This window comes from Agromyces chromiiresistens (assembly GCF_029167465.1).
GTDB classification, from domain to species: domain Bacteria; phylum Actinomycetota; class Actinomycetes; order Actinomycetales; family Microbacteriaceae; genus Agromyces; species Agromyces chromiiresistens.
Genome location: NZ_JARFNL010000004.1, coordinates 1,614,561 through 1,627,049, shown reverse-complemented (window position 1 = coordinate 1,627,049; position 12,489 = coordinate 1,614,561). Strand labels below are relative to the sequence as shown.

Genomic DNA, 12,489 nt, shown 5'->3' with positions numbered 1-12,489 from the left:
ATCCGTAGCGAAAGCGGCGCAGAGATCGGATTACTCAAGGCAATACACCCGCTCGGCCGTACCGCCGAGGACCGCGGCCAGCTCGGACGGGGCCAGGTCGTCGAGGCACGCGCGCATCACGCGCCAGGTCGATGCGTAGCCGCCGTGCGGCACCGACATCGGCCAGTCGCCACCGTACATGAGCCGGTCGGCGCCGAACAGGTCGAGCGCGACCTCGAACAACGGTCGCACGGACGACTCGTCGAAGGCGACCCCGGGCAGGTGGAGCCCCGAGAACTTCGCGACCGTGTTGGGCAGGGCGGCCGTCGCGGCGAACTCCCGACGCCACTCGTCGAAGCCGTCGCCACCGACGGGCGGTTTCGCCAGGTGGTCGATCACGACGGTGAGCCCGGGGAGCTCAGCCGCGAGGCGACGGGCGGCACCGAGGTGGCGCGGCCACGCATCGGGCACGTCGAACGCGAGGCCGCGCGCTGCGACCTCGGCGAGCGACGACCGCACGGCCGGCAGGTCGAGGAAGTCGTCGCGCGGGTCGTCGTGCACGAGATGGCGGATGCCTCGGAGCCGACGCTCCTCCGAGAGGTCGTCGAGCGCGTCGATCGCGGCAGCGGTGTCGTCGAGGGGCACCCAGCCGACGACGCCGGCCACCCACTCGTGCCGCGCGGCGACGTCGAGCATGAATCGGGTGTCGGCGGCGGAATCGGCGGCCTGGACGAGGATGGCCGCATCGATTCCGGCGGCGTCGAGCTCCACCCGGGCGTCGCCGGGGCCGAAGTCGGCGTAGAGCGGTCCGAGCTCGGGCGTGATCCAGGGGTAGGCCCCCTCCGAGCGGGTCCACAGGTGGAGGTGGGCGTCGATCGTGCGGGCCGCGGTCACGGGATGAGCCCCTCTTCGCGGAGTCGCGACCAGAGCCCGTCGGGCAGCGGGGCGTGCACGCGCCGCGCGTTCTGCGCGATGTCGGCGGCGCGAGCCGACCCGACGACGACCGCGCGCACCGCGGGATGCTGAAGCGGGTACTGGATCGCGGCGACGGGCAGTTCGACGCCCTCGGCCTCGCACGCCGCGGCGAGCCGGCGCGCGCGCTCGAGCAGCCGGGGAGGGACGGCGCCGTAGTCGTACCGCGCGGTCGCGACCGGCGTCGAGGTCGCGAGCAGGCCCGAGTTGAACACCGCGGCCGCGACCACCCCGACGCCCCGCTCGCTGCAGAGCGGCAGCAGTTCGGCGAGCGCGGGCTGCTCGAGCAGGGTGTACCGCCCGGCGATCATGACGAGGTCGAGGTCGCCCTCGCGAACGGCTCGCGCCGCGGCATCCGCGCTGTTCGTGCCGATGCCGATCGCGCCGACGACACCCTCCTCCCTGAGCCTGGCGAGCGCGGGGAGGCCCTCGGCCAATCCCCGGTCGAGGTCGTACGCGTCGGGGTCGTGGAGGTACGCGATGTCGATGCGGTCGATGCCGAGCCGCTCGAGCGAGTCTTCGATGCTGCGCCGGATGCCCGCCTCGCCGGGGTCGAAGCGCCGCACGGTGCGGTCGGGCACCGCGAAGTCGAAGGCCATGTCGTCGCCGCCCGAGAAGTCGGGGTTCGGGTCGAGCACCCGGCCGACCTTCGTCGAGACGACGAACTCGTCTCGCGGCCGGTCGCGCAGGGCCTCGCCCAGCCGGCGCTCCGAGAGGCCGAGGCCGTAGTGCGGCGCGGTGTCGAAGTACCGGACGCCCGACTCCCACGCCGCGTCGACGGCGGCACGGGCGTCGTCGTCGCTCACCTCGCGATAGAGATTGCCGATCGAGGCCGCCCCGTAGCCGAGGGGACCGAGACGCTCGGCGGTGAAGGGTCCGCTCATGCGGGCACCTCGGTCGGGTCGTCGATCACGTGCGAGCCGCGCCAGGTGTAGCGCTCGATCGATGCGGCGAGCATCTCGGTGCCGGCACCCGGCGCGGTCGGGGTGAGGTAGCGCCCCCGCTCGACGACGGCGGGCGTGGCGAAGTGCTCGTGGAGGTGGTCGACGAACTCGATCATGCGTCCCTCCATGCTGCCGGAGAGCGCGACGTAGTCGAACATCGAGAGGTGCTGCACCGCTTCGCACAGCCCGACGCCGCCGGCGTGCGGGCACACGGGCACGCCGTACTTCGCCGCGAGCACGAGGTTCGCGAGGTTCTCGTTGACCCCGCCGACGCGCGCCGCGTCGATCTGCATGACGTGCATGCCGCCGGCCTGCAGCAGCTGCTTGAAGACGATGCGGTTCTGCACGTGCTCGCCCGTGGCCACGCGCACCGGCGCGATGCCGCGGGCGATCGCGGCGTGGCCGAGGACGTCGTCGGGACTCGTCGGCTCCTCGATCCAGGCGAGGTCGAACCCGGCGAGCGCTCGCACCCATTCGATCGCCTCGTCGACGCCCCAGCGCTGGTTCGCGTCGATCGCGATCGGGAAGTCCTCTCCGACGGCGGCCCGGGCGATGCCGAGCCGGCGGATGTCGTCGTCGAGCGAGGCGCCGACCTTGAGCTTGATCTGCGGGTAGCCGTCGGCGACGGCTTCGCGGCAGAGCCGGTCGAGCTTCTCGTCGGAGTAGCCGAGCCAGCCGGGCGTCGTCGTGTACGCGGGGTAGCCGCCTTCGAGGAGCTTCGCGGTGCGTTCGGCGCGCCCGGGCTCTGCGGCGCGGAAGAGCTCGAGCGCCTCGGCGGGGGTGACGGCGTCGGAGATGTAGCGGAAGTCGATGAGGGCGACGAGCTCCTCGGGGCTGAGCCCGGCGAGCAGCTGCCAGAGCGGGAGCCCGGCGCGCTTGGCCTTGAGGTCCCACAGGGCGTTGAGCGCGGCGCCGATCGCCATGTGCATGACGCCCTTCTCGGGGCCGAGCCAGCGCAGCTGCGAGTCGTGCGCGAGCAGGCGCCAGGCCGCGCCCATGTCGCCGAGCAGGGTTTCGACGTCGCGGCCGAGGAGGTGCCCGCGGAGCGCGTCGAGCGCGGCGACCTGCACGTCGTTGCCACGGCCGATCGTGAAGACGAAGGCGTGACCGGCGAGCCCGTCGGCCGCATCGGTGCGGATGACGAGGTAGGCGGCCGAATAGTCGGGGTCGGGATTCATCGCATCCGACCCGTCGAGTTCGAGGGAGGTCGGGAACCGGATATCCCGGGTGTCGACACTGACGATCCTGCTCATGGCGTCCTTTCGTGGGCGCCTTGAGCATAAACATCGGATGTCTCGAATGTCAACCGCCTCGCAGTATGCAAGAATCGCCGTGAATCATCACCAAGCCTCGCGCATACTTCAGATGTTCGCGTGCCCGTGACCGGAAGGACCACCAGAATGAGATTCGCCAGGCTCGGCGACGCCGGCTCCGAGATCCCCGTGCTGCTCGACGGCGAGCGCGTGCTCGACCTGCGGGGCCTCACCGCCGACATCGACGGCGCCTTCCTCGCCGGCGACGGCCCGGATCGCGCCGCGGCCGCACTCGCGGCGGGGCGGCTGCCCGAGCTCACGGGCGCAGCCGGCCTCCGCGTCGGGGCGCCGATCTCCCGACCGGGCGCGGTCTACTGCATCGGCATGAACTACGCGGCGCACGCCGCGGAATCGGGGTCGGCCCCGCCCGAGCAGCTCGTGATGTTCATGAAGTCGCCGAACACGGTCGTCGGGCCCGACGACGACGTGACGATCCCGCCGGGCAGCGAGAAGACCGACTGGGAGGTCGAGCTCGGCATCGTGATCGGGCGACGCGCGAGCCGGCTCCGCTCCCCCGCCGAGGCGCGTGCGCACATCGCCGGGTTCGTGACGGCCAACGACCTCTCGGAGCGCGACTGGCAGCTGGCGGTCTCGGGCGGTCAGTGGTCCAAGGGCAAGAGCGCACCAGGGTTCTGCCCGACCGGCCCGTGGCTCGCGACGCCCGACGAGCTCGACGCCGACGACGTGCGCCTGCGCAGCTTCGTGAACGGCGAGCCCCGCCAGGACTCGCGCACGAGCGACCTCATCTTCGGCATCGACACGATCGTCTGGGAGCTCAGCAGGTTCCTCGCGCTCGAGCCCGGCGACCTCGTGCTCACGGGCACCCCCGAGGGCGTCGCCCTGTCCGGCCGCTTCCCCTACCTCCGTGCGGGCGACGTCGTCGAGATCGAGATCGACGGGCTCGGCCGCCAGCGCCAGCGCTACGTCGACGCCTGACCCCCTCCCCGAAGCAGTGAACGATCTCCAAGGAGCGAACATGAGCCAGCAGCCGACCGGCCCCGGTGAGTTCGACGGCCTCGTCGCCGTCGTCACGGGCGGGGCGTCGGGCATCGGCGCCGCGATCGCGACGCGCCTGCGACGCGGGGGCGCCAGGGTCGCGGTCTTCGACCTCCGGCCCGAAGCGTCCGACGCCGACCTGGCGGTCGCCGTCGACGTCGCCGACGACGCGAGCGTGCGGGCGGGGGTCGGGCGCGTCGTCGCCGAGTTCGGCCGGCTCGACATCGTCGTGAACAATGCCGGCATCGGCGCCCAGGGCACGATCGAGGCGAACGCCGACGACGAGTGGCACCGGGTGCTCGACATCAACGTGCTCGGCATGATGCGGGTCGCCCGTGCGGCGCTGCCGCACCTGCGGCGGTCCCCCGCCGCCGCGATCGTCAACACGTCGTCGATCGCGGCGACCGCGGGCCTGCCCGAGCGGGCGCTCTACAGTGCGAGCAAGGGCGCGGTCTCGGCGCTGACCCGCGCGATGGCGGCCGACCACCTGCGCGAGGGCATCCGCGTGAACGCGGTCAATCCGGGCACGGCGGACACCCCGTGGATCGGCCGGCTGCTCGCCCAGGCGCCCGACCCCGCGGCGGAGCGCGCCGCCCTCGAGGCACGCCAGCCCCACGGCCGGCTCGTGGCCGCCGACGAGGTCGCCGGCGCCGTCGCCTACCTCGCGAGCCCGGCCTCGGGCTCGACGACGGGCATCGAGGTCGCAGTCGACGGGGGCATGCAGGAGCTCCGGTTGCGTCCCGCCTGACCCGGCGACGCTACGGCTCACCTGCTCCGGCGGGACCGTTTTCAGTCCGGCGGGATGCCGCGAGGCATCCGGGCCCGACCGGGAACGACCGCCGGAACGTGTCGTAGGCCACGCGCGGGAGGCGAGATCCTTTCGCATCATGGAATTCGACTGTCGCCTTCGTGGAAGGTCGCCGCCGTCGGCTTGTACATGTCGACAAACGATCCCGGCGTACGGCGCGATAGCGTGGACGAGTGAAGTTCGCGCACCTGAGAGCCGAAGGCCAATCGACCCCACGGCTCGCGGTGGTCGTCGCCGAAGCGGCGCTCTTCCTCGACGAGGTGCTCGAGCACTCCCCCCGAGACCTGCAGGACCTCATCGAACGCGGCCCTGAGGGCCTCGCCGAGGTGCGCGCCGCCGTCGACACGGCCCTCGATGCCGGCGCCGAGCTCACGCCCGTGAGCGAACTGCGCCACTCGTCGGCCGTGCTGCGGCCGCCGCACATCCTGGCCATCGGAGCGAACTACGCGGCCCACTCGCAGGAGCTGAAGCTCCGCCACGAGACGGCGCCGACGATCTTCTCGCTCTGGCCGAACTCCCTCGGAGCGCACGGCGCGACGACGACCTGGCCTGAAGACCTCACCCACCAGGTCGACTACGAGGCGGAGCTCGGCGTGATCATCGGCCGGCCCGCCCGCGGCGTGCACGAGCGCGACGCCCTCGACTACGTCTGGGGCTACACCGTCGTCAACGACATCACGGCGCGAGACATCCAGTTCTCCGAGGCCCAGTGGTCGCGCTGCAAGTCGTTCGACGGCTTCACCCCGACCGGGCCGGTCGTGGTGACCGCCGACGAGGTCGCCGACCCGCAGGACCTCTGGCTCACCACGAACCTCGACGGCCGCATCCTGCAGGACGCCTCGACCGGCGACATGGTGCGCAGCGTCCCCGAGATCATCGCGTACCTCTCGCGCTCGGCGACCATCCCGCCGGGCACGCTCATCTCGACCGGCAGCCCCGGCGGCGCCGGCTACTCGCGCAACCCGCAGGTGTTCCTGCAGGACGGCTCGACCGTGACGGTGTCGATCGGCGGCATCGGGTCGCTCACGACGCACTGCCGCGTGATCTGACGCCACGCCGCCCGATCACGACACGAGCTCCGCTCGACCGATGCCCGCGCCGAGGTGCCGACCGAGGAAGGCGCCGGCCCGATCCAGTGCCGCCGTCGACGCCTCGAGCGCGTCGAGCGACGTCTGGTAGTTGTGCGGCGCCCGGGCGGCAGCCTCGAGCACGACCTCGACGTCGTCGTGCGCCGCGTTGGCCGCGAGCCGCACTGCGTCGTCGAGCAGGAGCTCACGGGTGCCCACCTGCACGAGCATGGGCGGCAGGCCGCGGAGGCTTGCGAACACCGGGCTCGCGAGCGGCGACGCCGCAACCTCGGCGGCGCCGCCTTCCGGGAGGTAGCGATCGGCGTAGCCGCGGATGTCAGCCTGGCTGAACAACGGGTCGTCGCCGACCCGGTCCGTGAACGAGTCGCCGCTGAGCGTCAGGTCGGCCCACGGTGAGAACACCGCGACGGCCGCCGGCATCTCGAGCCCGGCGTCGCGTGCGGCGACGAGGGTTGCGACGGCGAGCCCGCCGCCGGCCGAGTCGCCCGCGACGACCAGACGCCGCCCGCCGACCCGATCGACCAGCTCGCGAAATGCGGCGAGCGCGTCGTCGACGGGCGCCGGAAAACGGTGTTCGGGTGCGAGCCGGTAGTCGAGCGAGTAGGCGGTCGTCCCCGCCCGCTCGGCGAGCGCCGCCGCAATGCCGACGCCGGTCGCGGCGGAACCGATGACGTACCCGCCGCCGTGCAGGTAGAGGAGTGCCCCTGCTCCCCCGTCGCCGGGCACGAGTTCGATCGCCGGACGGCCGCCGAGCACCGTGTCGCGGGCCGCGAACCCCGGGGGCGGCGGGACGGCGCCCGCGGCGAACGCGGTCCGCATCTCGGCGACGGTGGCGTCGGCGGCGAACCTCGACGCGGCGTAGTCGGCCGAGAGTCGGTCGAACTCGAATCGTGACATGGGGCTCCTCCTCGCGTAGATTGCTTCCCAGGAATCGATATTACGGTCAATTAGATTCCTGTCAATCTAATTACAAGGAAACAATGTCCGCGGATCTCGCCCTCTTCCTCCAGCTCGTGCGCGTCGAGACGCTCTGGTACGAGCGGCTCTCCGACGAGTTGCAGGCGGCGCACGGGTTGCCGCTGTCGAGCTACGACGTGCTCAACGTCGTCGCCACCGTCGAGGCCTGCCGGGTGCAGGACATCGCACGAGAGATCGGCATCACGGTGGGGGCCGTCAGCAAGGCCGTCGATCGGCACGAGCAGGCCGGATGGGTCGCTCGGCGCGCGAATCCGGCCGACCGCCGGTCGTCACTCGTCGAACTCACCGGCGAAGGACGTCGCCTCCTCGACGAAGCGACCCCCCTCGTGGCGACGTCGCTCCGAGCGCGCCTCGCCGTGCTCGACGCCGGTCGGCGTGCGGCGCTGGCCGACGCCCTCGCCGCGCTCCGCGAGGCACTCGACTCCCCCGCCTGACCGCACCGGTGCGCCCGCAGAGACGGGATGCCTCGGGCCGACGTCGGCGAGACGCCCGCCCCGAGGCATCCGCGTCACTCGTGCGGTTCGCCCTGCAGGTGCTGCACGGGGATGACGGTCGTGATCGGACGGATGCCCGACAGCTTCGACGGCTGCAGCTGGGCGACGACCTCGTCACGGCTCATGAGGCCGGCCTCGACGACGAGGTCGGCGACGGGCCGGCCGCTCGCGAGGGCGAGCTTCGCGAGCTTGGCCGCCTCGGTGTAGCCGATGAACGGGATGAGCGCGGTGATGACGCCGACGCTCGAGGCGACCATCTGCTCGAGGCGCTCGGTGTTCGCGGTGATGCCGTCGACGCAGTTGACGCGGAGCGTCCAGCAGGCCTGGCGCATCCACGTGATCGACTGCAGCAGCGAGTGCGCGATGACCGGCTCGAAGGCGTTGAGCTGCAGCTGGCCGCTTTCGGCCGCCATCATGACGGTGACGTCGGCGCCCGCGACCGAGTAGGCGACCTGGCTCACGGCCTCGGGGATGACCGGGTTGACCTTGCCCGGCATGATCGACGAGCCCGCCTGCATGGGCGGCAGGTTGATCTCGCCGAGTCCGGCCTGCGGGCCCGACGAGAGCAGTCGCAGGTCGTTGCAGATCTTCGAGAGCTTGATCGCACTGCGCTTGAGCGCGCTCGAGAACGTCATGAACACGCCCGTGTCGCTCGTCGCCTCGATGAGGTCGGGCGCCGTCTCGAGGCGCAGCTCGGTGATCGCGCTCAGGTGCTCGACGACGGATGCCGCGTAGCCGGGGTCGGCGGTGATGCCGGTGCCGATCGCGGTCGCCCCGAGGTTGACCTCGCCGAGCAGCTTGATCGTCTCGCGCAAGCGGTCGATGTCCTCGCCGAGGGTCGTCGCGAAGCCGTGGAACTCCTGGCCGAGCGTCATCGGCACGGCATCCTGCAGCTGCGTGCGGCCGACCTTCAGCACCTCGTGGAACTCGCGGCCCTTGCGGCTGAACGCGATGCGCAGCTGGTCGAGCTCGACGAGCATCGTGCGCAGCGAGAACGCCATCGCGATCTTCACCGCAGTCGGATACGTGTCGTTCGTCGACTGGCTGCGGTTGACGTCGTCGATCGGGTGCAGCACGTCGTAGCGCCCCTTGGGGTAACCCGCGATCTCGAGCGCGAGGTTCGCGATGACCTCGTTCGCGTTCATGTTCGTCGACGTGCCCGCCCCGCCCTGGATGACGCCGACGATGAACTGGTCGTGCAGCTCGCCGTCGATGATGCGCTGGCACGCCTCGTCGATCCACGCGGCCTTCTGCTGGTTCAGCACGCCCACCTGCCGGTTCGCGCGCGCCGCCGCCTGCTTGACCGAGGCGAGCGCCACGACGAGTTCGGGGTAGACCGAGATGGGGCGCTTCGAGATCGGGAAGTTGTCGAGCGCCCGCTTGGTGTGCACCCCCCAGTAGGCGTCGGCCGGAACCTCGACCGAGCCGAGCGAATCGGTCTCGGTACGGGTCGCCTCGGTCGCTTCGGGCTCGTGCATCAGTGTTTCCTCCACGGAGCCGTGCGCCGCGTCGGGGATCGACGCGCCGGACCGGCTCCATCGCCTCGGTGAGCGCGGGATCGCCGCGCAGTCGTCGCCTCGAGCCTACCGTTCGGGTGATGCCGCTTTCCGCATCCGGGCGTCCGGAGAATGCCCGCCGTCGGGACGCTCTGCCCGGCTCGCGACCCACCGTCGCCCCGTGGCGGCCATGGCACCGGTGGAAGCACGGAGCGGCGGCGGGCGCCCCCACGCCCGCCGCCGCTCCGTCCGCGCCGCTAGGCGCGATCCGGCTCGTCGACGCCGTCGGTCGCGAGCAGCTCCTCCTCGACGGCGCCGCCGTAGCCCTCCGCCTGCGGGTCGCCGTGCAGTCCGCCGGAGACGGCGTACTCCTCCTCCGGCGAGAGGATCAGCCGGTGCCGGCCCCAGACCCCGAAGCCGATCAGCATCACGACGTAGACGACCGCGATCGCGATGATCGCGGGCACGAACGTGGGGTTGAGCAGGAATCCGAGGAAGATGAGCGCGGCGATGATCGCCGCGACGACCGCGCCCGTCACGCCCCACGGGCTGACGTACGGGCGCTTGGCGTTCGGGAACTTCCGCCGCAGGATGACGAAGGCGACCATCTGGAGGAGGTAGGCGAGCACCGCACCCCAGACCGCGATGTTGAGCACGATCGCGCCGGCGACGGCCCCCGCCCCCTCCTCGTCGATCCGCGCCAGCACGTCGAGCACGACGAGGGCCGCGAACCCGATCACGGCGCCCGCGACGAGCGCGACCCACGGCGTCTGCCGCTTGCCGGTGAGCGAGAGGAACTTCGGGTAGTAGCCCGCCCGCGACAGCGAGTACATGTTGCGGCCGTAGGCGAACATGATGCCCTGGAGCGAGGCGAGCAGGCCGATGAGCGCGAAGAGGGCGAGCACCGCGGCGGCGCCGTCGCCGACGATCGCGCGGAAGCCGTCGAGCAGCGGCTCGCCCGCCGTGCCGGTGGCCTCGGCGCCGAGGACGCCCGTGTTGAGGAACAGCACGAGCAGACCCGTGATGATGAGCGTCGCGCGGGCGATGAGGCCCGCGCGCGGGATGTCGCGGACGGGGTCGTGCGACTCCTCGGCGGCGAGCGGCAGCTCTTCGATGCCGAGGAAGAACCACATCGCGAACGGCAGCGCGAACAGGATGGGCAGCACGCCGTGCGGCAGGAACTCGGTCTGGCCGGGGTCGGGTGCGATGTCCCAGAGCGCGTCCCACGAGAACTGGCCCGAGAAGAGCGCCATCGCGCTGAACACGAGGATGATCGCGATCGAGATGATCGACACGACGATCGCGAACTTGAACGAGATGCTCGCTCCGGCCGAGTTGAGCGCGATGAAGGCGACGTAGAGGATGACCCACCAGATCCAGGCGGGCATCGAGAAGCCGAGCAGCTCGCTCGTGATGCCGTCGGCGTAGGCGGCAGAGAAGTACACGATCACGGCGGTCGTCGCGACGTACTCGATCGTCTCGGCGAGACCGGTGACGAATCCGCCCCAGGGCCCCATCGCGGCGCGCGAGAACGAGTAGGCGCCGCCCGTGTGGGGCATCGCCGAGCTCATCTCGCCGATCGAGAAGATGAGGCCGTAGTACATCACGATGAGGATGGCGAAGGCGATGAGCATGCCCCCGAAGCCGGCGAAGTCGATGCCGAAGTTCCAGCCCGAGAAGTCGCCCGAGATGACGGCGGCGACCGCGAGGCCCCAGAGCCCCCAGACGCCCGCCGAGCGCTTCAACCGCCGTTTCTCGAAGTACCCTTCGTCGGCCGTCGCGTACGTGACGCCGGAGACCTTGAGCGTGTCCTTGGCCATGCTGCTCCCTTGCGGTCATCGCGCGGGCCGGTCGGCGGCGCGCGGGGGTGCGATGTGGTGGGCACGATGATAGGGCGCTCAATGGTCGCTTGTACAGACCATTTTTCGAGCTGGTTCCCTCATCAGGCTCACCCGGTCATGACGATTTCGCTCACGCACCCACCGATGGTGTGGTGTAATGGTCGCCACCACCGACCATTCCAACTCGAGGAGGAGCCCGGATGTCGTCACCCACCGGTCACCTGACGCTCGACCAGCTGCGCAGCGCGGTCGCCGACGATCACGTCGACACCGTGATCGTCGCCTTCACGGACATGCAGGGCCGGCTCGTCGGCAAGCGGGTCTCGGCGAGGCTGTTCCTCGAGGACGTCGGCGCCCACGGCGCCGAGGCCTGCAACTACCTGCTCGCGGTCGACGTCGAGATGAACACGGTCGACGGCTACGCGATGTCGAGCTGGGAGCGCGGCTACGGAGACATGGCGCTCATCCCCGACTTCGCGACGCTCCGCATGACCCCGTGGCTCGAGCGCACCGCGCTCGTCACGGCCGACCTGCGGTGGCTCGACGGCGCACCCGTCGAGCCGTCGCCCCGCCGCATCCTGCAGCGCCAGCTCGAGCGCCTCGCCGAGCGGGGGCTCACCGCCTTCGTGGGCACCGAGCTCGAGTTCATCGTCTTCGACGACTCGTACCGCGACGCCTGGCGCAAGGGCTACCGCGACCTCACCCCCGCGAGCGACTACAACATCGACTACGCGCTGCTCGCCTCCACCCGCATGGAGCCGCTGCTGCAGGACATCCGGCGATCGATGGACGGCGCCGGCATGTACTGCGAGGGCGTGAAGGGCGAGTGCAACCTCGGCCAGCAGGAGATCGCCTTCCGCTACGCCGACGCGCTCACCACGTGCGACAACCACTCGCTCTACAAGAACGGGGCGAAGGAGATCGCCGACCGCCACGGCAAGGCCATCACCTTCATGGCGAAGTTCAACGAGCGCGAGGGCAACAGCTGCCACATCCACATCTCCCTGCGCGGCGCGGGCGGCGAAGCCGTCTTCAGCGACCCCGACGCCCCGCACGGCATGTCGAAGCTCTTCCGGCACTTCCTCGCCGGCCAGCTCGCCGCGATGCGCGAGCTGACCCTGTTCTCCGCGCCGAACATCAACTCGTACAAGCGATACGTCGCCGGCAGCTTCGCACCGACCGCGATCGCCTGGGGACTCGACAATCGCACGTGCGCCCTGCGCGTCGTCGGCCACGGCCACGGCATGCGCGTCGAGAACCGGGTGCCCGGCGGCGACGTCAACCAGTACCTCGCGGTCGCGGCGCTCATCGCGGCCGGCCTGCACGGCATCGACCAGGAGCTCGAGCCCGGTGAGCTCTTCGCCGGCAACGCCTACGAGTCCGATGTCTCGCGGGTGCCGGCGACGCTCCGGGACGCTGCCGACCTCTTCGCCGCCTCGGCCGTCGCGCGCGACGCCTTCGGCGACGAGGTCGTCGAGCACTACCTCAACAACGCGCGCGTCGAGCTCGCCGCCTACGACGCGGCCGTCACGGACTGGGAGCGGGTGCGTGGCTTCGAACGTCTCTGACTTCAGCGACTC

General features: G+C 71.1%; 11 protein-coding genes. 5 read left to right on the top strand and 6 right to left on the bottom strand.

All coding sequences use genetic code 11. The features are described 5' to 3' along the window. Positions 1-30 precede the first annotated feature (30 nt). Genes PX701_RS14695 through PX701_RS14685 form a run of 3 tightly spaced genes read right to left on the bottom strand, consistent with a single transcriptional unit; the run spans position 31 to position 3,148 of the window. The gene (locus tag PX701_RS14695) at positions 31-873 is read right to left on the bottom strand and encodes an amidohydrolase family protein (protein ID WP_275506716.1); all 843 of its coding nucleotides are present in this window, start codon (positions 871-873) and stop codon (positions 31-33) included. Continuing rightward, positions 870-1,835: an aldo/keto reductase gene (locus tag PX701_RS14690; RefSeq protein ID WP_275506715.1), complete on the bottom strand. Its 966-nt coding sequence runs from the start codon at positions 1,833-1,835 to the stop codon at positions 870-872. Before PX701_RS14690 ends, PX701_RS14695 begins: the two co-directional genes overlap by 4 nt. Next, complete coding sequence (locus PX701_RS14685) at positions 1,832-3,148, bottom strand: L-fuconate dehydratase (protein WP_275506714.1); 1,317 nt, start codon at positions 3,146-3,148, stop codon at positions 1,832-1,834. Before PX701_RS14685 ends, PX701_RS14690 begins: the two co-directional genes overlap by 4 nt. Positions 3,149-3,295: 147 nt before the next feature. Here PX701_RS14685 and PX701_RS14680 point away from each other — a divergent pair, with 147 nt between their 5' ends. The 3 genes from PX701_RS14680 to PX701_RS14670 all read left to right on the top strand — a co-directional run bounded on the left by PX701_RS14680 (position 3,296) and on the right by PX701_RS14670 (position 6,061). After that, complete coding sequence (locus tag PX701_RS14680; RefSeq protein WP_275506713.1) at positions 3,296-4,144, top strand: fumarylacetoacetate hydrolase family protein; 849 nt, start codon at positions 3,296-3,298, stop codon at positions 4,142-4,144. Positions 4,145-4,184: 40 nt separating this feature from the next. Beyond that, positions 4,185-4,952 (top strand): SDR family NAD(P)-dependent oxidoreductase, encoded by a 768-nt coding sequence (locus tag PX701_RS14675; RefSeq protein WP_275506712.1) that lies wholly within the window; start codon positions 4,185-4,187, stop codon positions 4,950-4,952. 233 nt (positions 4,953-5,185) lie between these two features. Continuing rightward, positions 5,186-6,061, top strand: a complete 876-nt coding sequence (locus PX701_RS14670) for a fumarylacetoacetate hydrolase family protein (protein WP_275506711.1) — start codon at positions 5,186-5,188, stop codon at positions 6,059-6,061. 15 nt (positions 6,062-6,076) lie between these two features. Here the strand turns inward: PX701_RS14670 and PX701_RS14665 are convergent, their stop codons facing one another. Beyond that, positions 6,077-6,997 carry an alpha/beta hydrolase gene (locus tag PX701_RS14665; RefSeq protein WP_275506710.1) on the bottom strand — a complete coding sequence of 307 codons (921 nt, stop codon included), beginning with the start codon at positions 6,995-6,997 and terminating at the stop codon, positions 6,077-6,079. Positions 6,998-7,080: 83 nt separating this feature from the next. Between PX701_RS14665 and PX701_RS14660 the strand changes: the two genes are divergently transcribed. Next, entirely contained in the window at positions 7,081-7,512 is a 432-nt protein-coding gene (locus PX701_RS14660; protein ID WP_231431386.1) for a MarR family winged helix-turn-helix transcriptional regulator, read from the top strand. A 74-nt stretch (positions 7,513-7,586) separates the two neighbouring features. Here PX701_RS14660 and PX701_RS14655 read toward each other — a convergent pair whose 3' ends face one another. Together PX701_RS14655 and PX701_RS14650 are read right to left on the bottom strand one after the other, a co-directional pair. Further along, entirely contained in the window at positions 7,587-9,050 is a 1,464-nt protein-coding gene (locus PX701_RS14655) for an aspartate ammonia-lyase (RefSeq protein ID WP_231431387.1), read from the bottom strand. A gap of 275 nt (positions 9,051-9,325) precedes the next feature. Then, positions 9,326-10,888 (bottom strand): amino acid permease, encoded by a 1,563-nt coding sequence (locus PX701_RS14650; RefSeq protein ID WP_231431388.1) that lies wholly within the window; start codon positions 10,886-10,888, stop codon positions 9,326-9,328. Positions 10,889-11,109: 221 nt separating this feature from the next. On the opposite strand from PX701_RS14650, the gene PX701_RS14645 reads away from it, so the two are divergent. After that, complete coding sequence (locus tag PX701_RS14645) at positions 11,110-12,477, top strand: glutamine synthetase family protein (protein ID WP_231431389.1); 1,368 nt, start codon at positions 11,110-11,112, stop codon at positions 12,475-12,477. Positions 12,478-12,489 lie beyond the last annotated feature (12 nt).